This window comes from uncultured Serinicoccus sp. (assembly GCF_947487915.1).
GTDB lineage: Bacteria > Actinomycetota > Actinomycetes > Actinomycetales > Dermatophilaceae > Ornithinicoccus.
The window spans coordinates 247,087-270,655 of the sequence record NZ_CANKYH010000003.1 but is presented as its reverse complement, the minus strand read 5'-3'; the positions used below and the strand labels follow the sequence as shown (position 1 = coordinate 270,655).

Here is a 23,569-nt window from a genome sequence, read left to right as displayed (position 1 = left end):
CGACATCGCGCCGGCCACCCCAGGGGGCAGTGACCGGCGCCAGTGCGGTCCCAGGGTATGACGTCACGTCACCCAGGTGCCAGTCGCCCCCAGGTCCGAGGGGCCGGTCGCCCAGGTCCGGGGGGCCGGTCGTGGCGGCCCGCCGCGTGGGTGCGGCTGTGGCATCCTGTGCCCCATGTCGACCGCCTCCGCCTCGTCCCCCGCACCGTCGCTCGTCCTCGCCGACCGGCTCCTGCCGCGGCGGGGGGTCCTCACCGACGTCGGGCTCGTCGCCGGCGGCGTGGTCGTGGTCTCGCTGCTGGCCCTCGTCGAGTTCCGCATCGGGCCGGTCCCCATCACCGGGCAGACCCTCGGCGTCGTGCTCGTCGGGTCGGCGCTGGGGATGCGCCGTGGTGCCGCGGCCCTGACGACCTACATGTTCGCCGGCCTGGCGGGAGCGCCGATCTTCGCCGGCGGCGCGGGGGGCCCGGCCTACCTCATGGCCCCCTCCTTCGGCTTCATCATCGGCTTCGTCGCCGCCGCCGCGATCGCCGGCTGGGCGGCCGAGCGGGCCTGGGACCGCCACGTCGGGCTCGCCATGGTCGGCTTCCTGCTCGCCACGGCCGCGCCCTTCCTGGTCGGCGTGCCCTACCTGGCCGGCATCCTCGGCATGAGCGACCCGGCCGCGATCGCCGCCGTCGGCATCACGCCGTTCATCGTGCCGGGCATCGTCAAGGCCGGCATCGCCGCCGCGATCTTCCCGGCCGTGTGGGCGATCGTGCGTCGGCTCGACTCCGGGCGCGACTGACCGACGCCGGGCGCGACTGACCGCACGTCACTCGTACGCAGAAGGTGTTCCTCCGCCGTGATGCATCCGCGCAGAGGAACACCTTCTCCGTATGAGTGGGGCCGCTGGCCTCGGGAGGCGCGGGACCGACGCGCCGACTCGGCTCCTCAGCCGGCGTCCTGGGCCTCCTCGAGCCGACGTCGCGCCTCGTCGCGGGCGACGCGCGCCGCCGCCAGGGCCTCGTCCGCGGCATCCTCGTCCGTCTGGGCACGGTCGGCTCGCGCCTGCGCCGTCGCCTGGTGCTGCTCGGCCTGGGCCAGCAGGCGGCGGGCCTGCTCCACCCCGGACCGGGCGACCTCGAGCTCGTCCTGCCGCCGGCTCTGCGTCGCCGCAGCCTGCTTCCGGGCCTCCCGCGCCCGAGCGACCTGGGTCTCGGCGCTCTCGAGCTCCTCCTGCAGCCGCTGCAGCTCCAGCCCGTCGACCGATCGCTCGGCACCGCCGGCATCGCCGGAACCGCCCGAGTCGCCCGCGTCGTCCGCGTCGTCCGTGTCGCCCGAGGCGCCCGGCTCACCGGGATCGTCGGGCTGGCCGCCGGACCGGCCAGACGTGGCCCCCTCGTCCCGGGCGTCGTCGCCGACCCCGGTGGGCGCGGCCTCGTCCCCCGCGCCCCCGCCCTCGATGCGGGTGAGCACGACCCCGGTGCTCGTGCGCGCCACCGCGTCGGCGACGTCGACCTCGCCGAACCCGCTGTAGGCCAGTGCCCGGGTCAACGTCCCGCCGAGGACCACCTCGGTCGCGTCCGCGCCGGCCAGGGCCGCGACCCCGGTGTCCCGGACCTCGCTCTCGCCGGCGGCCGTGAGCGGCACCGGCGCGTGCCGGCGCGCGGCCGCGACCCACTCGGCCAGCACCGCGTCGCGCTCGCCGCGCAGCTCCTGCAGCCCGCTCACGTCCATCGCGGACTGGGCGTGCCGCAGCCGGGTGCCCACCTCGCGCAACCGGCCCGCGGCGGGGTCCTCGGCCCGGACGAGGGCGTTGACCGCGGCCGCCGCGACGCTCGGCTTGCGCAGCGCAGCCGCCTCCTTGGCCAGGTCCTTGCTCCCCTGCGAGCGCAGCCGGGCGACCCACTCCTTGCGGGTCGCGACGAAGTCGGCGGGCGGGGCGGCATACACGGCGGAGACCGCCGCGCGCAGCGCCTCGTCGGACTGGTCTGCCTCGTCCGCCTGCTGGTCCACGACGCCCAGGCTAGCCAGCGGCGCGCAGGTCGACCTCGCGCAGCGGGTCGCCGCCGTCGACGAAGAAGCGCCCGCCCGGGGCCAGGACGGCCGCGACCCGGCGCCGCGCCTCCTCCCCGGGGTGGCGGCCGTCGAAGACCCCGACCCGGCAGGCGAAGGCCAGGTCGAACGGCTCCTGACCGGCCGGGTCGAGGTCCTGCACGTCCACGCACCTGACCGAGAGGAGCCCCGCCTGGATCTCCGCCGCGCAGGTGCGCTCGATCAGCCGGACGCCCCTGGCCGACCTGTCGACGACGTGCACGTGGCCCTCGCCGATGCGCCGCGCCACCTCGCGCGCGGCCGCGCCCGGGGCCCCGCCGATCTCGAGCACCCGCATCCCCGGACGCAGGGGGAGGGCGTCGACGACGGCGGCCAGCCGCGGTGACAGAGCCATCCCGTCAGCGTAGGGCCGGCGTACGACGACGCGCCGGTGAGCGGGGCCGGGACGTGCGGTGCTGGCAGACTGCGAGCGTGCCGCCCGCCCCCTACCTCGCCCTCGTGCTCGGGGTCGCCATCGTGTGCCAGCTCACGGCATACCGGCTGCGGGTGCCCTCGATCCTGCTGCTGCTCGTCGTCGGGTTCGGGCTCGGGCAGTTCGTCAGCCCCGAGACCGTGCTCGGCCGGGACCTGCTCTTCGCGGGCGTCAACCTGGCGGTCGGCGTGATCCTCTTCGAGGGGTCGCTGTCCCTGCGGTTCCGCGACCTGCGGGGCCTGAGCACGGCCGTCCTCCGGCTCTGCTCGGTCACGGTGCTGCTGGCGTGGGCGCTGACCACCGTGGCCGCCATCGTGGCCGGGGTCGAGTGGCAGCTCGCGCTGCTCATCGGGGCGCTGCTCGTGGTGACCGGCCCCACCGTCATCGCCCCCATCATCCGCCAGCTGCGCCCCACGCGACGGGTGTCCTCCATGCTGCGGTGGGAGGGCATCGTCGTCGACCCCATCGGCGCGATCCTCGCCGTGCTCGTCTTCCAGGCCATCATCGTCGGCGGCCCCGACGGAGCGCTCGCGACGGCCGCGCTCACCCTGGGCCGGACGGTCGTCATCTCCACCGTGCTCGCCCTGCTCTTCGGCGTCCTGCTGGAGGTGGCGATGCGGCGCCACCTCATCCCGGACTTCCTCGAGGGCGTGACCTTCCTCGCCGTCGCGGTGGGGTCGCTGGTGATCTCCAACGAGCTGCAGTCCGAGAGCGGCCTGCTGACCGTGACGATGCTGGGGATCTACCTCGCCAACCGGCCGGGGCTGCGGCTGGAGCACGTGCGGGAGTTCAAGGAGCACCTGCAGGTGCTCATCGTGGGGGCGCTCTTCGTGCTGCTGGCCGGACGGGTCAGCCCCGCCGAGGTGGTGGCCATCGCCCCGACGGCGGCGGTCTTCGTCCTGCTCCTGCTCCTGGTGGTGCGCCCGGCGTCCGTCGCGCTGGGGCTGCTCGGCACCCAGGCGACGCGGCAGGAACGCACCCTGCTCGCCTTCATGGCGCCGCGGGGCATCGTGGCCGCCGCGGTGACGAGCATCTTCGCGCTGGAGATCGAGCACGCGGCCGACGAGGCGCGATCGCTGGCCGCGCTGGGCGGCGAGGACGCCCGGGAGAGCCTCGCGCTCGAGGCCTCGGCGGAGCGGTTGGAGCAGCTGGTGGTCGCCTCGGCCGACCTGGTGCCCCTGGTGTTCGTGACGATCGTCGTGACGGTCGCGGTCTACGGGCTGGGGGTGGGGCGCCTGGCCGAGCGGCTGGGGCTGGCGACGACGACGCCCAACGGCGTCCTCTTCGCCGGGGCGCCGCTGTGGGCGCGCCAGGCCGCGGGGGTGCTCACCGAGCTCAAGGTGCCGACGCTGCTCGTCTCGCTGGCCCCGGCCGAGGTGGCGCAGGCGCGGATGGCGGGGCTGCGGGTGGAGCGCACCCACATCCTCTCGGAGTATGCCGTGGAGGACATGGAGCTGGCCGGTCTCGGCTCCCTCGTCGCGGCCACGCACGACGACGACACCAACTCGACGGCGGCCCGCGAGTTCGGGCACGCCCTCGGCCAGTCCAACACCTACCAGCTGCGGCGCCAGGGCGAGTCCCTGCCGCGGCGGTCCCGGCCCCGGGACCGCACCAACGCGGGCAGTGGCGGCACGCTGTCGGAGGCCAAGGCCAAGCAGCAGACCGCCAGCAAGCTCACCGCGCAGGTGGCCTTCTCCCCGCCGATGTCGGCGCCCGAGCTGGACACCGCGACCCGGGAGGGGATGCAGGTGCGCAAGACCCGACTGACCTCCCAGCACACGCTCGACGACTTCCGGGAGCGGGAGCCGGACGCGGTCCTCATGTTCGTCGTGCAGGACGGGGTGGCGACGGTCGTCACCCCGCGCAGCCACCTGCCCCAGGAGGGCGCCACCCTCGTCGCGCTGGTGCACGCGCGCTGACCAGCCCCGTACCTGCGGTTCGACGACACGCCGGGCGGGTGGTTCCGGGTGTGCGCACGCGTCGCTAGGGTGCGGAAGCGTCGAATGTGACAGATGTGATTCGTGTGATCGGGCTGGTCCGCGCACGGGACGGCCCGGACCGCGACGAACCGCGTGCCTGCGGAGAGGACCCTCATGAGCACCACGACCCTGCGGACCCTGACCGTCGCGGCCGGAGCGGCCGCGCTCACCGCGCTGGCCGCCGGCCCCGCCCTGGCGGTCGACGAGGACCAGCTGGCCGACACCTACGACAACGTGCGGTGCGACGTCATGGCCATGCCCGGCACTGCGACGGCGACGTACCTCGACGAGGCGACGCACGGGCCATACCTCGAGGGGGGCAACGAGTGGGTCGCCCTGACCCTCACCTCGGACGACAGCGCCGTCGAGGTCGCGAACCCGGTCTACGGGGAGACCTACGGCAGCGACGGCGGGGCCGTCATCCGCGAGATCACCCTGTGCCAGGGCAGCGCGGCCACCGAGGAGGAGGCGCCGGCGCCCGAGGAGGAGTCGGGCGGCGGTGACGCCGGCGAGGACCAGGCGGGGACCGAGGACGAGGCCGCCGCCGGGGACGACGAGGCGGCAGGTGCGGACGAGGACGCCGTGCAGGCCGACCAGGCCGAGGAGGACGTGCAGGCCGCCGGGCCCGCGGTCGAGACCGACGGGCCGCTGCGCGAGGCCGGGCTGTCGCCGCTGCTCGTCGGTGGTGCCGTCCTGGCGGTCGCCGGTGCCGGCGCCGCCGCCCTGGGTCTGCGTCGCCAGCCGCAGCGCGACCAGGGCTGAGTCCTCCCGGAGCCCGACCGTGAACGCCCGCCTGCTGCTGCCCACCGGGCTGCTGGTGGGCGCGCTCGGGGTCAGCGCGCTCGCCGTCCAGGCGGTGGGGGTGATCCAGGGCACCGACGGGCGGCCCGTCCACGCCGAGGGCGACGCGGCGCCGGAGTGGGTCACGGCGCCGGCGGCGGGGCTGGAGGAGGAGCCGATCGCGCCCGAGGGCCTCACGCCGCAGGGGACGATCAACCCCGACCAGGGCGAGGCGATCTGGTACGTCGGGTCCGACCGCGTCGTCCCCGGCCAGAGGGGGACGGCGGTCATCGCCGCGCACGTCACCTACTACGACGAGCCGGACGTGTTCTACGACCTGGCCGAGGTGAGCGACGGCGACGTCGTCACGGTCGGGTACGGGCATGGCGGGACCCGCGACTTCGTCATCACCTCGACCCAGCAGATCTCCAAGGAGGGCCTGCAGCGCAGCGAGGCGGTCTGGGGCGACCAGGACGAGGTGGCGCGGATCGCCCTCATCACCTGCGACCCCTCTCTGGGCGCCCGCAGCGACGGAGGGCAGAAGGCCAACTTCGTCGCGATCGCCGAGGCCGTCGACGGTTGACCGCGCCCCCATCCTTCTGCACCGGGCGCGCGCCCGGTGCAGGCAGGAGTGAAGGGGAATGGGGGTGGGGGACGGCGGGGTTAGGCTGGTGAGGTCCGTGCCGCAGGTGCGGACATCCCCCACCGTCGTGCCCCTCAGACCCGAGGCCTCCTTTTGTCGACCCTGTCCGCCACCGCCCAGCCCGCCACCGAGCGTCCCCCCGCGGGCGGCCAGCCGCACACCCTCGCCTTCGCGGCCCTCATCCTGGGCGGCGTCGGCATCGGGGTCGCCGAGTTCGTCACCATGGGGGTGCTGCCGCAGATCGCGACCGGGCTCGACGTCTCCATCCCGACCGCCGGGTATGCCATCTCCGCCTACGCGCTCGGTGTGGTCGTGGGTGCCCCGGTCGCCGCGGTGGGGGCCGCCCGGCTGCCGCGTCGCGCCGTCCTCGTCGGCCTCATGCTGCTCTTCGCGGTGGCCAACGCCGCCGCGGCGCTCGCGCCCACGCTCGGCACGCTCGTGGCCGCCCGCTTCGTGGCCGGGCTGCCGCACGCCGGCTTCTTCGGCCTGGCCTCGCTCGTCGCCATCTCCCTCGCACCCCCGGGGCGCGGCGGCCGCGCGGTCGGCACGGTCATGCTGGGCATCCCGATCGCCCTGCTGGCCGGGGTGCCCCTCGGCACCTGGGCCGGGCAGATCTTCGGCTGGCGGGTGAGCTACTGGGCGGTCGCCGTCATCGGGCTGCTGGCCGCGGTGCTCGTGCGCCTGTGGGTGCCGCGCACGCCGAGCGACCGGACCCGCTCGCGCCGGGCCGAGCTGCGGGCCTTCACGAGCACCCAGTTCTGGCTCACCCTCGCGATCGGGGCCGTCGGCTTCGGCGGCATGTTCGCCACCTACTCCTACATCGCCCCGACGCTCACCGACGTCACCGGTCTCGCCGAGAGCTGGGTGCCCGTCTTCCTGCTCGTGTACGGCGTGGTGTCGATCGTGGGGACGTGGCTCGGCGGTCGGCTGGGGGACTGGTCGGTGCTGCGCACCCTGGTCCTCACCGGCGCCGGTTCGGCGGCGGCCCTGCTCGTCTTCTTCTGGAGCTCCGGCTCACTCGTCCCGGCCATGCTCACGGTCGCCGCCATCGGCCTCTTCAGCTCGGCCTGGGTGATCGGGCTGCAGCTGCGGCTCATGCAGGTCGCCGGCCCGGCCAAGACCCTCGGCGCGGCCATGAACCACGCCTCCCTCAACGTGGCCAACGCGCTGGGGGCCTGGGTCGGCGGGCTGGTCATCGCCGCGGGCTACGGCTACCGCGCGCCCGCCCTCGTCGGGGCCGCCCTCTCCGTGGCCGGCCTCGTCGTGCTCGGCGTCTCGCTGCTCGTGCACCGGCGCCACGTCGGACCGCGGGCCGGCCGGGGCCGGCGCGAGGCCGACCTGACCCGCTGAACGCCACACCCTCCTGCCGCCCACCGGGGTAGCGAAGCCTCACCGTCCTGGCAGGTCCTGCCGTCGCGGAGGACGCTGGAGGCATGGCCGCACCATCCCCGCAGCAGCACGCCGAGCCGCGCACCACCGCGAGCACGTTGAACTGGCTGCGCGCCGGGGTCCTCGGCGCCAACGACGGCATCATCTCCACCGCCGGCCTGGTCATCGGTGTCGCCGCGGCGACGGCCGACCGCACGGCCATCCTCACCGCGGGGCTCGCCGGGCTCGCGGCGGGTGCCATGTCGATGGCGGTGGGGGAGTACGTCTCGGTCAGCACCCAGCGCGACAGCGAGCGCGCCCTGCTCGACCTGGAGCGGCGCGAGCTCGCCGAGATGCCCGAGGAGGAGCTGGCCGAGCTCACCGAGATCTACCGCGCCAAGGGCCTGTCCCCCGAGCTCGCGCACCGGGTGGCCGTCGAGCTCACCGAGCGGGACGCGCTCGCGGCGCACGCCGAGGCCGAGCTGCGCATCGACCCCGACGAGCTCACCAACCCCTGGCACGCCGCCTGGGCCTCGCTGGTCGCCTTCACCCTCGGTGCCCTGCTGCCCCTGCTCGCCATCCTCTCCCCGCCGCTCGTCTGGCGGGTGCCCGTCACCGTGTCCTCCGTGCTGCTCGCCCTCGTGCTCACCGGCTGGGTGAGCGCGACCCTGGGCCGCTCACCGCGGCCCCGCGCCGTCGCCCGCAACGTGCTGGGCGGCTTCACCGCCATGGCCGTGACGTATGCCATCGGTGCGCTCGTCGGCACGCAGCTCTGACCCCGAGGTGCCACACTGGCGCGGACGCGTCATACCCGAGGGAAGAAGGACGTCCGCATGGCCGACCAGACCACCACCCTGCTCATCCTGGGAGCCTCAGGTGACCTGACCCGGCGGCTGCTGCTGCCCGGGCTGGGGACGCTGCTGCGCGAGGAGACCGACCGGAGGGTGCGGGTCCTCGGCGCGGACCGGCTCGAGCTCAGCGAGGAGGACTGGCAGGCCAGGGTCCGCGACAGCCTCGCGGAGGCCGAGGTACCCGAGGAGGTGGCGGAACCAGTGGTGAGCGCGGCGACCTACCTCCAGACGGACCTCCTGGAGCGCGACCAGCTGCAGGCCCTGCTGGACGCCGTCGACGAGCCGGTCGTGCTCTACTTCGCCCTGCCGCCGGCGGTCACCATCAAGGTGTGCGAGCTGCTGGAGCAGCTGACGGTGCCCGAGGGCACCCGGCTGGCGCTGGAGAAGCCCTTCGGCGACAGCCTGGAGACGGCGCGCGAGCTCAACCGCCAGCTGCTGCGGGTCGTGCCCGAGGGCGACATCTTCCGGATCGACCACTTCCTCGGCGTCAACACGATCCTCAACCTCATCGGCATCCGCTTCGCCAACCGGCTGCTGCAGCCCATCTGGACCGCCGAGCACATCGAGAAGGTCGACATCTGCTACGACGAGACGCTGGCGCTGGAGGGACGGGCCGGATACTACGACCACGCGGGCGCGCTCATGGACATGATCCAGAGCCACCTGCTGGAGGTCCTCGCCTTCTTCGCCATGGAGGCCCCCGCGACGATGCACGCCGAGGAGATCCGCGGGCTCAAGGCGCAGGCGCTGAGGGCGACCCAGCCGTGGGGTCACGACCCGGTCGCGGCGTCCCGGCGGGCGAGGTATGTCGCGGGTGAGCTCGGCGACCGCACGGTCCCGGACTACGTGGCCGAGGAGGGCGTCGACCCCTCCCGCCAGACCGAGACGCTGGCCCAGCTGACCGTGCAGCTCGACAACGCCCGCTGGGCCGGCGTGCCGTTCCGGCTGCGCTCGGGCAAGGCGCTGGGCACGGCGTCCAAGCAGGTGGTCGTGACCTTCCGGGCGCCGGCGCACGTGCCCGACGGGCTCACCGACACCCCGGCCCCGGACCGGCTCGTCCTCGAGCTCAAGCCGGGCAGCGTCTCGCTCGACCTGTCGATGAACGCCGAGGGCGACCCCTTCGAGCTGGAGCAGAAGGAGCTGTCCGCCGAGCTCGGCAAGGCCCGGATGCTGCCCTACGGCGAGATCCTCGGCGCCATCCTCGACGGCAACCCGCTGCTGACCATCCGCGGTGACGAGGCCGAGGAGCTGTGGCGGATCGTCGAGCCGGTCCTCGACGCCTGGCAGGCGGACGAGGTGCCGCTGGAGGAGTATGCCGCCGGTTCACCGGGCCCGGACGGCTGGGTCTAGTCCCAGCCGAGCCCCGACCGCCGAGCCCCGACCGCTCCGGTGGCGAACTCCGGCCCCCCGCCCACCCAGGCGCTAGAGTCCGGCCATGGGATGGAAAGACCTGGGGGAGTCGGTCTGGATGAGCACGCCGCTGACGCTCGCGCGTCGCGGTGCGCTCAGGGCGGGCACCCGCGCGCTGAGCACGACCTACAGCCTCTACAAGGTGCACCCGGCGACCTGGCGGCTCACCGCGACGCACTACCAGCCGTGGATGGGCGACTTCGCCCGGCTGCACGCCTGGATGACCTGCCAGCTCGGCTCGCTGCACGTTCCGGCATACCGTCAGCACCTCGCCGAGCACGACTGGCGCTTCCGCTGGTGGGACCTGGAGAACTACCCGCCCACCGACAAGGCAGGCTACGTCCAGCGGTATGACGAGACCTCCCGCACGCGCTCGGGTCGCCTCGAGCTGCGCGGGACGCTCGTGGACGAGAGCTCGGGCAGCTCCGGCACCCCCTTCAACTGGGTGCGCGGGCGCGAGGAGCTCGCCGACATCCACCGCAACGTCGCCGGCTTCACGGCGCTGATGATGCGCGACGAGGAGCGGCTCTTCGTCATCAACGCCTACTCCATGGGGGCGTGGGCCACCGGCACCAACACCGGCATCGCCATGGCCAAGATCGCCATGGTCAAGAACACCGGACCCGACCTGGACAAGATCGTCGACACGATGCGCCACTTCGGGCCGGGGTTCACCTACCTGGTCTCGGCCTACCCGCCCTTCCTCAAGGACCTGCGCGACCGGCTGGACGCGGAGGGCTGGGACTGGCCGGCCTGGCGGATGCACGGCCTGGTCGGCGGGGAGGGGATGACCGAGGCGCTGCGCGACTACTGCGAGGAGCGCTTCCTCACCGTCCGCTCCGGCTACGGCGCCTCCGACCTCACCATCGGCATCGGCGGCGAGACCGACCTCACCGTGTGGCTGCGGCGTGCCCTGCTGAAGGACCACGACCTGCGCGAGGCCGTGCTCGGCCCGGGCGAGACCCGGACCCCGATGATCTTCCAGTACAACCCCCTGGAGACCTACCTCGAGACGACCCCCGAGGGCGAGCTGCTGTGCACACTCACCTCGACCGCGGTGCTCTCGCCCAAGCTGCGCTACAACATCGGTGACGAGGCCCGGCTGATGGACTGGCACGACCTCGCGGCGGTGCTGCGCAGCCAGCCGGAGTGGCAGGCGCCGGCCCGCGAGGCCTTCGCCAAGCAGGGGATGAAGCTGCCGCTGCTGCTGCTCTTCGGCCGGGCCGACGCCACGATCTCCTTCATGGGCGCCAACATCTACCCCCAGGACGTCGAGAACGGGCTCTACACCGACCCGCGGCGGGCCGCCCAGATCGGCTCGTTCACGCTGACCCTGGAGGACGTCGAGCAGGACGCGACCCGTCAGCAGCCGACGATCCACCTCGAGCTGCGCGAGGACGTGCTCCTGGAGCAGGCGGAGCGGCGGACGCTCGCCGACGGCGTGCGCGAGGGCGTGGTCGACTACCTCGCCCGGACCAGCCGCGACTTCGCGCAGTCGCTGGAGGAGAGCGAGCGCAGCGACGACATCGAGGTGCGGGTGCACGACGCCGGCACCGGGCCGTTCGCCGCGATGCCCGACAGGCTCAAGCGGGTCTACCTCCGCCCGGGCGCCGCGGGCTGATGGAGCGCGCAGGGGCGGTCTTCGTCGGCGCGACGCGCTACACGTCCCCGCTGGCCTGGGTGCGCCTGGCCCCGCGCTGGCGGGCGATGGTCGACCAGATGCGCCGGATGCCGGGCTACGTGCACCACCAGGTCTACCTCGACCCGCCGTTCACGCTCGGCACCGTCGGCTACTTCACCACCCGCGAGGACCTCCTGCGCTTCGCCCGCAGCGGGGTGCACCGCGAGCTCATGCAGTGGGTCACCGACGGCACGCAGCACGCGACCGGCGGCTACATCCGGGTCTACGAGCGGCCCGTGGCGGGCGCGGAGGAGGCTGGTCGTGCGCACGCGTGACTTCTCGGCGGCGCCACCGCTGGCCCAGGCCGCGGTGATGCTCACCGTCGAGCCGGCGCAGGGGCGCGCCTCGGGCGCGTGGCTGCGCTCGGTCACCCGGGCGCTGGAGGAGGCCGGCCCGGTGCGGTGCGAGTGGCTGCGCGAGGGTGTGCGGCGCACGGGCGTCATCGCCTGGTATGCCGACGCCGCCGCCGCCGAGGACGCGCTCCAGCGGGTGCAGGATGCGGCCGGAGTCGTGGTCCAGGTGCACGAGGCGGACCCGGACGGCTACAGCAACGGGGTGTGGCGGGCCGAGGACGGGCGGATGGCCCACGTCGAGCGCTTCACGCCGGTCGGTCGCGAGGAGGTCGGTCCCCCGGTGGTCCGTCGGCGCTCCGACGGGGGCGCGGGTCTGCGGGTCGAGCCGGTCCTCACCCGGGCCGACCTGCGCGACTTCCTGCGGGTGCCGCCGTGGGGGACGCGGCGCGAGACCCACGGGGTGCCGGTGTGGCACAGCACCGTCCGCTCGTGGTGGACCGGGAGCGGGCCGCACCACGCGCACGGGGCGGTCGAGCTCTACCTCGTCCGTGACCGACAGGGCGAGCTCCACGGCCGGACGACACTGCATACCGACGACCGGATGGACCACAAGCTCGGCGAGCGCACCCTGCTCATGGGGGCCACCGAGTTCGCCGGGGAGGCGGCCCTGGGCGCGATGGTCGAGTATGCCGAGGCCCTGGCCCGGCAGCGCGGGCGCACGCGCCTGCTGGGCCCCGTGTCGCTCCTGCCCAACCAGGTCGGGGGGGTGGTGACGTCGGGGTGGGACGAGCCGGGCTTCCTCGACGGGCCGTGGAGCCCGCCGCACTACGCCCGGGACTGGGAGGCGCTCGGCTTCGAGCGGGTCTGGACGGGCTCGACCTGGATCTGCCCCGACCTGGGCTCGCTCGACCCGACGCAGCTCTTCGGCAGCGGCCCGCTCCCGCAGGGGGTCGTGCTGCGGCACGCCGACCGGCGCCGGCTGGGGGAGCAGCTGCCGGTCCTGCGGCAGATGCTCAACTCCTCCTTCGCCGAGCTGGGCTACTTCACCCGGATCGAGGCCGACGAGCTGGCGGCTGCGACCGACGGTCTCGCGCACCTGCTCGACGAGCGCCTGCTGCTCTGGCTGGAGCACGACGGTGAGCCGGTGGCCTTCGTGCTGGTGGTGCCCGACCTCACCGACTTCGTCCGCTCCACCGGGGGGCGGCTCGGGCCGGTCGACACCGTGCGGCTGCTGGCGACCCGCGGGCGCTACCGCCGCGAGGCCGTCCTCATCATCAAGGGCACCGTGCCCGGCGCGCGCGGTCAGGGGCTGATGCGCCACCTGTCCCGAGAGCTGCTGCGGGGTCTGCAGGCCGGGGGGTATGACGCGCTGCGGGTCACCTTCGTCGAGGACGACAACGTGGGGTCCCAGGCGCAGTTCGTCGCCATGGGCGGTCGTCCGCTGCACGGCACGTGCTTCTACACCCGCGCGGTCCACGTCGGCGGGACCCCGGGTGGTGACCAGGGCACGGCGCAGGCCCCGTCGTCGACCGAGGAGAGCGGCCCGGCGATGCGGCTGCTCGCCCGTGCCCACGACTGGGGTCGCGCGCCCAGCGCGCACAACACCCAGCCGTGGGACGTGCGGGCGCTGGGCGAGGACACGCTGCTGCTCGGGTGGCACGCCGACCGCGAGCTGCCGGTCGCCGACGCCGGCCGGCGCGACCTCCTGCTCTCGCTCGGGGCCCTGGCCCTCAGCCTGCAGGTGGTGGCCGCCGACCTCGGGCTGGAGGTGGACGTCACCTGGGGGGTGGACGTTGACGCCCGCCAGGCCGCGGTGGTCAGGCTCCGTGCCCACCCCGGCCTCGAGGCAGGGTCGCGGCACCCGCAGCGCCCCCAGCCACCCACGACCCCGGGCGCCCGGCAGGCGCCGCCCTGGTCGGTCGCGGAGCTGCACGCGCGGGCGACGGTCCGCACGGCATACCCGCAGCGGCCGAACCCGTGCCAGATCGCCGAGATCGCCCGCACGGCCGGGCTCGGGGAGGGCGCCGGCCTCCTGGAGCTGCCGGACGATCTCGTCGACGACCTGCTCCCGCGGGCGACCGCGCACACCCTCACCGGGCCCGCGGCGCCGGAGCTGGCGCAGTGGTTGCGGCTGTCGCCGCGCCACCCGCGCCGCGACCTGGACGGCCTGAGCGCGACGGCGCTCGGGCTCTCCCGGGCGGAGGCCCGCGGCCTCGCGCTGCTCACCTCGGCCGGGCCCCTGCGTCGCGCGCTGGAGACCAGCCGCCTCGACCGGTGGGTGGCGCGGGCCAGCGAGCTGCGGCCGCGCGGCGCCGTGCTCGCCCTGTGGGCCGCGCCGGGCCTCACGCCGGACGAGCTCGGCCCCCTCGGCGGGTCGCTCCTGGCGTGCTGGCTGGCCGGCGAGCGCGCCGGCTGGTCCGCCCATCCGCTCAGCGAGCTGCTGGACGAGCCCCGTGCGGCGGCCGCCGTCGACGCCCACGTCAGGGAAGAGCTCGGACACCCCGCCCAGGTGTATGCCGTGTGGCGCTGCGGCCGTCCCGACGCCCTGCCCTACCGCAGCCCCCGCCTCACCGACTGAGCCGAACCCGCAGTCACGGTGCCGGCGCCGCTCAGGCGGCCCGGCGCTCCTCGCGGCGCGACCGCAGGCCGCCCGCCCAGGTCGCTCCCCGGCCGACGAGCTCGTAGAGCACCGGCACCAGGATGAGCGTGAGCGCGGTCGAGCTGATGAGGCCGCCGATGACGACGATGGCCAGCGGCTGGGAGATGAACGCCCCGCCGCCGGTGACGGCGAAGGCCATCGGGGTGAGCGCCAGGATGGTCGCCAGCGCGGTCATGACGATCGGCCGGAACCGGTGCCGGGCCCCCTCGAGCACGGCCTCGGTGCGGCCCAGGCCGCGGGTGCGGTACTGGTTCACCAGGTCGATGAGCACGATCGCGTTGGTGACGACGATGCCGATGAGCATGAGCAGGCCGACCATCGAGGCGATGTCCAGCGCGGTGTCGGTCAGCAGCAGCAGCGCGATCGAACCGGTCGCCGCGAAGGGCACTGACACCAGCAGGATGAGCGGCTGGACCAGCGAGTTGAAGGTCGCGACCATGACGAGGTAGACGATGGCGATGGCCGCCAGCAGGGCCAGCCCGAGCGCCGCGAAGGCCTCCTCCTGGTCCGAGCTCACCCCGCCGAGGGTCACCTGCACGCCCTCCGGGGTCTCCAGGCCGTCGAGGCGCTGCTGCAGGTCGGCGGTGAGCGCACCGAGGTCGTCGGTCGCCGCGCGTCCGTTGACGGTGGCGGCGCGCAGCCCGTCGACCCGGGTGATGCTGACCGCCTCGTCGACCGTGCGCAGCTCGGCCACCTCGCCGAGGGCGACCGGGTCGCCCGCCGGGTCGGAGCCGACCTCCAGGTCCCGCAGGGCGGCCACGTCGTCGGCCGAGCCCTCGCTCACGACGACGTCCACCTGGGTGGCATCGATCTCCACCTGCCCGACGACGGCGCCGTCGGTCGCCGCCTGGATCGTCTGGCCCAGCTGGGCCTCGGCCAGCCCGGCCGCCGCGGCGGCCTCGCGGTCCACCTCGACCTGCAGGGCCGGCACGGTGTCGGTGAGGTTGTTGGTGACGTCCAGCGCGCCGGCCTCCTGCATGAGCGAGACGACGTCCTGGGCCGCCGCGTCCAGCTGGTCGAGGTCCTGGCCCTGGACCTGCACCTCGAGGCCCGCGGTCGTGGGCCCGCCCTGCTGGCCGGCCTGCGCGGTGAAGGTGGCGCCCTCGGGTAGGTCGACGGAGGTGGTCAGCTCCTCGCCGAAGGCCTCGCCGTCCACACCGTCGTCCAGGGTCACCGCGAACGTCGCGGAGTTGGCCCCGCTGCCGAGGAAGACCGCCTCGATCCCGCCGGGGCTGCCAGCGGTCACCTGGTAGGTCGCGACCTCGTCCTGGTCGGCGAGCCACGCCTCGACCTCGGCCGCCTGGTCGTCGGTGCCCTCGAGCGTGGTGCCGGTCGGCATGGTGAGCGTCCCCTGCAGGGTGTTCTCGCCGGTGCCGCCGATGAAGTCGGTCTTGAGCAGGGTCGCGGCATACCCGGTGCCACCCAGCAGGAGCACGGCGAGGCCCACGGTGAGCCAGGGCCGGCCGAGAGCGGTCCGCAGCACCGGCAGGTACGCCCGCTGCATCCGGTCCGGCTCGTCGGTGTGCTCGGTGAGAGCGGACTCCGGCTCGTGCTTGCCGCTGCCCGAGCGCCGGCCCAGGAACCAGAAGCCGAGCACCGGGATGATGGTCAGCGCCACCAGCAGCGAGGCGAGCATCGCCAGGGTCACGGTCACCGCGAAGGGTCGGAAGAGCTCGCCCACCTGGCCGCCGACGAAGCCCAGCGGCAGGAAGACCGCGACCGTCGCGATCGTCGCCGAGGTGATCGCCCCGGCCACCTCCCGGGTGGCCTCGACCACGGCGGTGCGCCGGTCCTCGCCGCGCGCGACGTGGCGCTTGATGTTCTCGATCACCACGATCGAGTCGTCGACGACGCGGCCGACCGAGATGGTGAGGGCCCCGAGCGTGAGGATGTTCAGGCTGTAGTCCGCCACCTGCAGCCCCAGCAGCGCGATGAGCAGCGACAGCGGGATCGACACCGCGGTGACCAGCGTGAGGCGCACCGAGAGCAGGAAGAGGAGGACCACGAGGATGGCGAAGCCGAGCCCGAGCAGGCCCTCGGTGGCCAGGTCCTCGATGGACTTCTCGATGAACGGCGCGCCGTCGAAGATCGTCACCAGCTCGCCGCCGTCGAGGTCGGTGCTGATCTGGTCCTGCAGCGCCGCCAGCGCGCTGGAGATCTCCACCGCGTTGCCGTCGGGGGTCTTGGTGATGGCGAGACCGACGCTGGGCTCCCCGTTGGTCCGGGTGTATGCCGTCGCCTCCCGCTCCTCGAGCGTCACCGTCGCGACGTCGCGCAGCAGGGGGATCTCGACGTCGCCCGCCTGCTCGGAGGCGGCGGTGGCCTGCTCAGCCGCTCCGGCCGCGGCTGCCGCGGCGGCGGCCAGCTCGGGGTCCTGCGGTGCGGCCTGGGACGCCTGGGCGGCCTCGTCCGCAGCGGCCTGGGCCTCCTGCGCCTGGGCCTGGGTCTGTGCCGCCGCCTGCTGGGCGGCGACGGCCTGCTGCCCGAGCATGGGCAGCGCACCGATCTGCTCGGCGGAGGTGAGCCGGGAGCCGACCTGCACCGGCAGCTCGGTGTCGCCGTCCAGCACGGAGCCGCCGGGCAGCACGACGCCGTTGGCCTGCAGCACCTGGCTGACGGTCTGGAGGGTCACCCCCGCGGCGGCGGCCTCCTCCTCGTCGAGGTCGACGGTGACCACGCGGTCGGCCACCCCGGAGAGGGTCACCGAGCGCACGCCGTCGATGTCCTCGATGTCGGGGATGACCACCCGCTCGAGGCGGTCGACGAGGTCGCGGGCGTCCTCGCCGCCGCTGGCGGCGAGCTGGATGATGGGGAAGTCGTCCAGGTTTCCGGCGAAGATCTGGGGCGTGGCCGAGTCGGGGAGCCCGGGCAGCGACAGCACGGCCCGCTGCAGGTCGGTCTGCGCCGCGCCCGTGTCGGTGCCGTAGTCCAGCTCGACGACGACCGAGGAGAACCCGTCGGTGCTGGTCGAGGAGACCTCGACGACGTTGTTGAGACCCTGCGCGGCGACCTCGACCGGCTCGGTGACCTGCTCCTCGACGACCGAGGTGCTGGACCCGGGCGTGCTGGTGGCGACGACCAGGACCGGGAACTGCAGCGAGGGGAAGAGCTCACGTGGCAGGCTGCTGGCCGACCAGAGGCCGGCCAGGATGCCGAAGACGGTGGCGAGCGCCACGAGCGCCCGGTTGCGGACGCTGAACAGGGTGAGACGTGCCATAGGATGCCTAGCCTAAGGCGAACCATTACCCTGGACCGAATCGACGAAGGGGCGTAGCGCGATGGCACAGGCCGACCAGCAGGGACGCGCGGCGCTCCTCGGCCGCATCAGCGCGAGCGAGGCCCGGCTGCACGCGGTCGCCATGCGGTGGCTCGACCCGCAGCCCGTCCCCGCCGAGCTGACCCTGCGCCAGGTGCAGGTGCTCGTGCTGGTCCGCGCCAACCCTGATCTCAGCGGTCAGGCCCTGGCCGAGCACCTGGGCGTCTCCACCCCGACGACGAGCGGGATCCTCGAGCGCGTCGTCGCGCGCGGGTGGCTGCGGCGCGAGCACGACCCGGCCGACCGACGGCGGCTGCTGCTGCGGATCACCCCGGAGGGTGAGGAGGTCCTCGCCTCGCTGGAGGGGCCGGTCCTGCAGGCCAAGGCGCAGGTGCTCGACCGGCTCAGCGACGCCGAGCTCGCCGACCTGGCGCGCCTGTCCGAGCGCATGCAGGACGTGGCGGAGCAGATCGACGCCGAGCGCAGCTGAGCGTCAGATGCCGTGCGGGCGCTCCGGTGGGGTGGGGAAGGTCGCTCGGGCTCGCGCCTCCGCCTGGTCCTGGCCGCTGCCGAGCGAGCCGGGGCCGCTGGTGGCCTTGATCACGTGCAGGGCAGCGACCGCGAGGAGCACGACCATGACTCCGAGGGCGACCCACGACTGGGTCCCCGCCCACCAGCCGAGCACCACGAGGCCCACGAGGGCGTAGGGGATGAGCGGGAAAGACTTCATCGGCCACCTCCTGAGTGGCCCACCACCGTAGCAAGGTCCTGCTCCCGCTGCCGGTCGACGACGGGACCCGCCGGCGCCGCGTGCCGCCGGCCGCACCGGACCGGGGCGGGGGAGTGGCTCAGCCGGTCAGCCCGAGCCGCTCCAGCAGCGGGCCCACCTCGGGGTCGCGACCGCGGAAGCGCCGGTAGGTCTCCAGCGCCTCGATGGATCCGCCCCGGCCCAGGAGCTCCCGGCGGAAGACGTCACCGGCGGCGCGCGTCATACCCCCGGGGTGGTCGCTGTCACCCTGCTCGCGGAACCACTGGACGGTGTCGGCGTCCATGACCTCCGACCACAGGTAGGAGTAGTAGCCGGCGGCGTACCCGCCGCCGAAGATGTGGTGGAAGTAGGCGCTGCGGTAGCGCGGCGGCACGAGGGGGAAGGCGACCCCGGCCCGCTCGAGGGCCGCCTGCTCGAAGGCCTCCACACCGGACCCGTCCTCGGGCAGCTGCGTCAGCGGCGTCTGGTGCCAGGCCTGGTCCAGGATCATCGCCTTGAGCAGCTCGATGGTGTGGTAGCCGGTCTCGGTGCGGCTGTCGACGAGCTGGTCGACCCACTCCTGCGGGACCGGCTCGCCGGTCTCGTGGTGACGCGCGTAGCGCTGCAGGAGGGCCGGCTCCCAGGCCCAGATCTCGTTGACCTGGCTGGGGAACTCGACGAAGTCGCGCGGCACGGACGTGCCCGAGCGCGAGGGGTAGCGCACGTCCGAGAGCAGCCCGTGCAGGTCGTGGCCGAACTCGTGGAAGAGGGTGATGACGTTGGTCCAGGTCATGAGGCTGGGCTGGCCGGCCGACGGTGGCGGCACGTTGCACGTGTTGGTCACCACCGGCAGGTCGCCGAGCAGGTGGGACTGGTCGACGATGCTCGTCATCCAGGCCCCGCCCTTCTTGGTCGGCCGGGTGTAGGGGTCGATGGCGACGGCGCCGAGCTGGCTGCCGTCGGCCTCGCGCACCTCGAAGACCCGGGCGGCCTCGGTGTAGCCGACGAGGTCCTCCCGCTCGTGGAAGATGATGCCGTACAGCGCCGTGGCCGCGGCGAAGACTCCCTGGGTGAGCACCCGCTCGAACTCGAGGTAGGGCGTGAGCTGCCCGGTGTCGAAGCCCTCCCCGGCGCTGCGGGCGGCGAGGAACTGCCAGTCCCAGCCCTCGAGCGTCGCCTCCGGCTCGAGGGTATGCAGCTGCTCGGCCAGGGCGTCGGCCTCGCGCTGGGCGATCTGCACCGCACCCGGGGCGAGCCGGCCGAGCAGGTCGTTGACCGCGTCGGTGGTCTGGGCGCAGCCGACCTGGTGCACGTAGGACGCGTGGTGCTCGTAGCCGAGCAGCGTCGCGCGCTCGGCGCGCAGCCGGGCGATGCGGACCAGGATGTCGCGGGTGTCGTGGGCCTCGTGCCCCTCCCGGCCCAGCCCCCGCTCGACCGAGGCCCGGAAGACCCGCTCGCGCAGGCCACGGTGCTCCAGGCTGTCCAGGATCGGCTGGCCGGTGGTGTTGGTGAGGGTGATGAGCCACCCGTCGAGCCCCTTGGCCTGCGCGGCCTCCCGCAGCCCGGCCCGGGCGTCCTGGCTCAGCCCGGCCAGCTCGGCCTCGTCGGTGACGTGCACCGCGGCCGCCGCCCGTCCGGTCACCAGCAGCCGGTCGAACTCGGTCGACAGCGTCGCCAGCTCCCCGTTGAGCTCGCGCAGCCGGGCCTGGCCGGGCGCGTCGAGGGTGATCCCGCCGCGCTCGTAGGCGCGCAGCCGCTCGGTGAGGACGAACTCGTCCTGCTCGTCGAGGTCGACCTCACCGGCGTCGGCCCGGTCAGCCAGCTGGGTGAGCCGGGCATACAGGCCCTCGTCGAGCATGATCGTGTCGGTGTGCGCGGCCAGCCGCGGCGCGAACTCCGCCATGATGGCGTCCCGCTCGTCGTTGGTGTCCGCGGACTTGGCGACCCAGAACGCCGACAGCGTGCGGTCCAGCGTCGCCCCGGAGGTCTCCCAGGCGTGCAGGACGTTCTCCACCGTCGCCGGCTCCGGGTCCTCGGCCAGGGCGCGTAGCGCCTCGAGCTGCTCGGCCATCCCCACCTCGACCGCCTCACGGACGTGCGCGTCGGTGAGGTTCGCGTAGTCGGGCAGCGCGAACGGCAGGGTGGACGGGGAGAGGAGGGGGTTGGTCATACCTCTCATCACATCACAGGGCCCGCGTGCGCGGTCCGGGGCCGGCACTCTCACGCAGCAGCTGTTCGTCGGCCGTGATGCATCATGCGTGAGGAACAACGTCTGCGCACGAGTCGGTCTGCTCGGCCGCAACCAGGAGTGCATAGGGTGGCGGCCATGAGCGACGAGGCTTCGACGACCACGCGTGACACCGCAGCGACCGACTCCGCGACCGAGGGCGGCAAGGACCGTCCCGAGCCCCGCGACGTGCTGGTCGAGACGACCCACACGATCGGCACCACCGAGGGCGAGCTGACCTACACGGCGCGGACCGGGCGGATCGTCATCCGCGAGGAGGAGGTCAAGGACGAGGTCTTCCAGGGGTGGACGCCGCGCGGGGAGCTGGCGGTCACGGCATACACCCTGGTCGACGGGGAGGGTCAGCCCGACCGCAGCCGCCCCATCACCTTCGTCTTCAACGGTGGCCCGGGGTCGAGCTCGGTGTGGCTGCACCTCGGAGTGCTCGGGCCGCGGATCGCCGACGCGGGTGAGCCGAACGACCCGACCGCGCCGCCCTATGCCCTGCACGACAACCCGCAGACGCTGCTCCGCGCCTCCGACCTGGTCTTCATCGACCCGATGTCGACCGGCTGGTCGCGCGCGGTGGAGGGCGGCAAGGCCAAGGACTACCACGGGTGGAAGAAGGACGTCGAGCAGGTCACCGAGCTCATCCGGCTCTGGTGCACCCGCGAGGACCGGTGGATGAGCCCGAAGTTCCTCGCCGGCGAGTCCTACGGCACGACGCGGGCGGTGTCCGTCGCGGAGCGCCTCTTCGCCAGCTTCGGTATGCAGCTCAACGGGTTGGTCCTCATCTCCAGCGTGCTGGACTTCGGCACCCAGGACTTCCGCTTCCTGCGCCACGACGAGGCGTGCCTGTCCTACCTGCCGACCTACGCCGCGATCGCCCACTACCACGGCAAGCACGAGGGCCGCAGCCTCTCGGAGGTGCTCGAGGAGGCCGAGGAGTTCGCCGCCGGGGCCTACCGCTGGGCGCTGGCGCGCGGCAACCGGCTGACCGAGGACGAGCGGGCCGACGTGGTGCAGCGGCTGGCCGCACTGACCGGTCTCTCCCGCGACTACGTCGAGCGGTGCGACCTGCGGCCCGAGCACTGGCGCTTCTGCACCGAGCTGCTGCGCGACCAGGGCGAGACGGTCGGGCGGATCGACGGGCGCATCCGCGGCGTGCTGCACTCGGGGATCGCCGAGGGCATGGACGCCGACCCCAGCATCGACGCGATCATGGGCCCGTACGCCGCAGCCATCCACCACTACCTGCGCGCCGAGCTGCGCTCCGAGCTGGACCTGCCCTACGCCGTGTTCTCCGACGCCATCGAGCACTGGTCCTACAAGGAGTTCGAGGCCAAGCCCATCAACGTCGCCGACAAGCTGGAGCGGGTCATGCGCGCCAACCCGCACCTGCGCGTCCGATTCGAGTACGGCTACTACGACCTGGCCACGCCCTACTCGGCCGCCGAGGACACGGTCGCGCACCTGCGGCTGCCGGACGCCGCGATGGACCGGGTCGAGCACGCGTGGTTCGAGACCGGCCACATGCCCTACGTCGGCGAGACCTCGCGGGTCGAGGAGGCCGAGGGCATCACCGACTTCGTCCGGCGGGCGGCCGGCCGCTGACGGGCGCGCACGTCCTGGCTCACGAGGACCGCGGGGCGGCCCGTCGCTAGGGTGAGCCGCATGCTGGGTCGCGTCGTCGGTGCCGGGCTGATGATCCCCGTCGTGCTGCTGGCCGTCGTGGGCGGGTTCAGCCTGCTGAAGGCCCTGGGCCACAGCGACGTGACCGTCACCGTCGAGGGCTGAGCGGCCGTGGCGCCGGTGTGCAGAGGCCCTGCGGCGCCGCGCCCGAGCCGCGTCGGTCCCGGGGTCCCGCCCGCCGCCCGGCCTGCCGACCCTCGTCCGGTCGGTCAACCGTCGTCCGCCTGGTCAACCTTCGTCCGCCTGGTCAACCTTCGGCCTGTTCGGGGAGGACGAAGGTTGACCAGGCGGTGGGCAGTGGACGAAGCGGCTGTAAGTCCGGGACCGTCAGCGGCTGTCAGTGCGGGACTGTCAGCGGCTCAGGGAGTCCTCCTCCGCGACGTCCGGCAGCGGCTCGACCTCGTAGGTCGCGACCGGCAGCCCGGTCTCCCGCTCGTCGGCCTTGATGGCCGCGACCCCGGCCACGATGAGCACGCCGCCGACCAGCTGCACCGGTGCCGGCATCTCGGCCAGCAGCAGCCAGGCGAAGAGCACGGCGAACATCACCTCGGCCAGCCCGACGAACGAGGACACCTTGGCGCCGAGCATCCGCGCGGCGACGATCCCGGTGAGGTATGCCCCGGCGGCCGCGACCAGGCCGAGCCACAGCACCGGCACCCACCACGGCGCGTCGAGACCGGCGAGGAGCACGTCCTGCGTGCTCATCCCCATCGGCACCACGCCGAGGACGCCGGCGAGCGTCAGGGCGACCGCGCCGATCGTCATACCCATCGCGGCGAACGCGGTCGGGGGCAGGCCGCTCGCGTCGTCCGCGCCGACGACGAAGAAGACCGCCAGGCCCACCGCCGCGAGCAGGCCCCACATGACGCCGACGGCGCTGAGCTGCACGTCGCCCAGCACGTCGAGGACGAGCAGCAGACCGGCGATCGCGAGGACCACGCCGCCGATCGTGAGCGGGCGCGGGCGCTGGCCGTGCCGGGCCCAGAGCCAGCCGACGACGAGGATGGGGCCGAGGTACTCCAGCATGAGCGCGACGCCGACCGAGAGCCGCTCGACGGCGAGGAAGTAGAACAGCTGGCACCCGGCCACCGCCACCAGGCCGAAGAGTCCCGTGTGGATCCAGGTGATCGGGCGGCGGAGCAGGTGCCAGCGCCCGCGCATCGCCACGGCCGCGGGGGCGGCGAGCACGAGGGCACCCAGGGCGACCCGGGCGGTGACGGCCGCGCCCGGGGTCCAGCCCTCCAGCAGCAGGCTCTTGCCCACCGCGCCGGCGGTGCCGAACATCGAGGCGGAGATCAGCGCGACGGCCAGCCCGAGCAGCAGGGTGCGCGTGCCCGCCCGGCGGGTCGACGTGGTGGGGTGGTCGAGGCTGGTCCGGGTGGTGGTCATGGGGCTGGCCCCCTCTCTGTGGGTTGGCATCAGGAGCGTACTTCTACGACACTCATGACGATAGCCACGTCCGACGTCAGGAGT

The 23,569-nt window shown here is 73.8% G+C and carries 19 protein-coding genes; 13 read left to right on the top strand and 6 right to left on the bottom strand.

All coding sequences use genetic code 11. The features are described from left to right. Window positions 1-175 precede the first annotated feature (175 nt). The gene (locus Q0795_RS04810) at window positions 176-787 is read left to right on the top strand and encodes a biotin transporter BioY (protein WP_298887231.1); all 612 of its coding nucleotides are present in this window, start codon (window positions 176-178) and stop codon (window positions 785-787) included. 146 nt (window positions 788-933) lie between these two features. On the opposite strand, the gene Q0795_RS04805 is transcribed toward Q0795_RS04810, so the two are convergent. After that, a complete protein-coding gene (locus Q0795_RS04805) occupies window positions 934-1,998 on the bottom strand; it encodes a hypothetical protein (protein ID WP_298887228.1) in 1,065 nt (354 codons plus the stop codon). A 10-nt stretch (window positions 1,999-2,008) separates the two neighbouring features. Continuing rightward, window positions 2,009-2,431: a cyclopropane-fatty-acyl-phospholipid synthase family protein gene (locus Q0795_RS04800; protein WP_298887225.1), complete on the bottom strand. Its 423-nt coding sequence runs from the start codon at window positions 2,429-2,431 to the stop codon at window positions 2,009-2,011. A gap of 77 nt (window positions 2,432-2,508) precedes the next feature. On the opposite strand from Q0795_RS04800, the gene Q0795_RS04795 reads away from it, so the two are divergent. The 9 genes from Q0795_RS04795 (at window position 2,509) to Q0795_RS04755 (ending at window position 14,092) form a co-directional block, all read left to right on the top strand. Then, window positions 2,509-4,428, top strand: coding sequence for a cation:proton antiporter (locus Q0795_RS04795; protein ID WP_298887222.1), 1,920 nt, complete (start codon window positions 2,509-2,511; stop codon window positions 4,426-4,428). A 174-nt stretch (window positions 4,429-4,602) separates the two neighbouring features. After that, window positions 4,603-5,250 carry a hypothetical protein gene (locus Q0795_RS04790; RefSeq protein WP_298887219.1) on the top strand — a complete coding sequence of 216 codons (648 nt, stop codon included), beginning with the start codon at window positions 4,603-4,605 and terminating at the stop codon, window positions 5,248-5,250. A gap of 19 nt (window positions 5,251-5,269) precedes the next feature. Next, window positions 5,270-5,851, top strand: coding sequence for a class F sortase (locus tag Q0795_RS04785; RefSeq protein ID WP_298887216.1), 582 nt, complete (start codon window positions 5,270-5,272; stop codon window positions 5,849-5,851). Window positions 5,852-6,004: 153 nt separating this feature from the next. Then, on the top strand, window positions 6,005-7,261 hold the full coding sequence (locus Q0795_RS04780; protein WP_298887213.1) for an MFS transporter: 1,257 nt from the start codon (window positions 6,005-6,007) through the stop codon (window positions 7,259-7,261). A gap of 83 nt (window positions 7,262-7,344) precedes the next feature. Further along, window positions 7,345-8,055, top strand: a complete 711-nt coding sequence (locus Q0795_RS04775) for a VIT family protein (RefSeq protein WP_298887210.1) — start codon at window positions 7,345-7,347, stop codon at window positions 8,053-8,055. Window positions 8,056-8,112: 57 nt separating this feature from the next. Continuing rightward, window positions 8,113-9,480, top strand: a complete 1,368-nt coding sequence (locus Q0795_RS04770; RefSeq protein ID WP_298887206.1) for a glucose-6-phosphate dehydrogenase — start codon at window positions 8,113-8,115, stop codon at window positions 9,478-9,480. Between the two features lie 85 nt (window positions 9,481-9,565). Then, the gene (locus Q0795_RS04765; protein ID WP_298887204.1) at window positions 9,566-11,161 is read left to right on the top strand and encodes a phenylacetate--CoA ligase family protein; all 1,596 of its coding nucleotides are present in this window, start codon (window positions 9,566-9,568) and stop codon (window positions 11,159-11,161) included. Then, window positions 11,161-11,496, top strand: coding sequence for a DUF4188 domain-containing protein (locus Q0795_RS04760; protein WP_298887202.1), 336 nt, complete (start codon window positions 11,161-11,163; stop codon window positions 11,494-11,496). Before Q0795_RS04765 ends, Q0795_RS04760 begins: the two co-directional genes overlap by 1 nt. After that, window positions 11,483-14,092 (top strand): hypothetical protein, encoded by a 2,610-nt coding sequence (locus Q0795_RS04755; protein ID WP_298887199.1) that lies wholly within the window; start codon window positions 11,483-11,485, stop codon window positions 14,090-14,092. Before Q0795_RS04760 ends, Q0795_RS04755 begins: the two co-directional genes overlap by 14 nt. Window positions 14,093-14,123: 31 nt before the next feature. Here Q0795_RS04755 and Q0795_RS04750 read toward each other — a convergent pair whose 3' ends face one another. Continuing rightward, window positions 14,124-17,390 carry an efflux RND transporter permease subunit gene (locus Q0795_RS04750; protein WP_298887195.1) on the bottom strand — a complete coding sequence of 1,089 codons (3,267 nt, stop codon included), beginning with the start codon at window positions 17,388-17,390 and terminating at the stop codon, window positions 14,124-14,126. 61 nt (window positions 17,391-17,451) lie between these two features. Here Q0795_RS04750 and Q0795_RS04745 point away from each other — a divergent pair, with 61 nt between their 5' ends. Next, window positions 17,452-17,919: a MarR family transcriptional regulator gene (locus Q0795_RS04745; RefSeq protein ID WP_298887192.1), complete on the top strand. Its 468-nt coding sequence runs from the start codon at window positions 17,452-17,454 to the stop codon at window positions 17,917-17,919. A 3-nt stretch (window positions 17,920-17,922) separates the two neighbouring features. Here the strand turns inward: Q0795_RS04745 and Q0795_RS04740 are convergent, their stop codons facing one another. Both Q0795_RS04740 and Q0795_RS04735 read right to left on the bottom strand, forming a co-directional pair. After that, window positions 17,923-18,159 (bottom strand): hypothetical protein, encoded by a 237-nt coding sequence (locus Q0795_RS04740; protein WP_298887189.1) that lies wholly within the window; start codon window positions 18,157-18,159, stop codon window positions 17,923-17,925. Window positions 18,160-18,277: 118 nt separating this feature from the next. Further along, window positions 18,278-20,347, bottom strand: a complete 2,070-nt coding sequence (locus Q0795_RS04735) for a M3 family metallopeptidase (protein WP_298887187.1) — start codon at window positions 20,345-20,347, stop codon at window positions 18,278-18,280. A gap of 156 nt (window positions 20,348-20,503) precedes the next feature. Between Q0795_RS04735 and Q0795_RS04730 the strand changes: the two genes are divergently transcribed. Beyond that, window positions 20,504-22,018 (top strand): peptidase S10, encoded by a 1,515-nt coding sequence (locus tag Q0795_RS04730; RefSeq protein ID WP_298887184.1) that lies wholly within the window; start codon window positions 20,504-20,506, stop codon window positions 22,016-22,018. A 60-nt stretch (window positions 22,019-22,078) separates the two neighbouring features. Then, a complete protein-coding gene (locus Q0795_RS04725; protein WP_298887182.1) occupies window positions 22,079-22,201 on the top strand; it encodes a hypothetical protein in 123 nt (40 codons plus the stop codon). Window positions 22,202-22,447: 246 nt separating this feature from the next. On the opposite strand, the gene Q0795_RS04720 is transcribed toward Q0795_RS04725, so the two are convergent. Next, window positions 22,448-23,485 carry a DMT family transporter gene (locus Q0795_RS04720; protein WP_298887179.1) on the bottom strand — a complete coding sequence of 346 codons (1,038 nt, stop codon included), beginning with the start codon at window positions 23,483-23,485 and terminating at the stop codon, window positions 22,448-22,450. Between the last annotated feature and the right edge of the window lie 84 nt (window positions 23,486-23,569).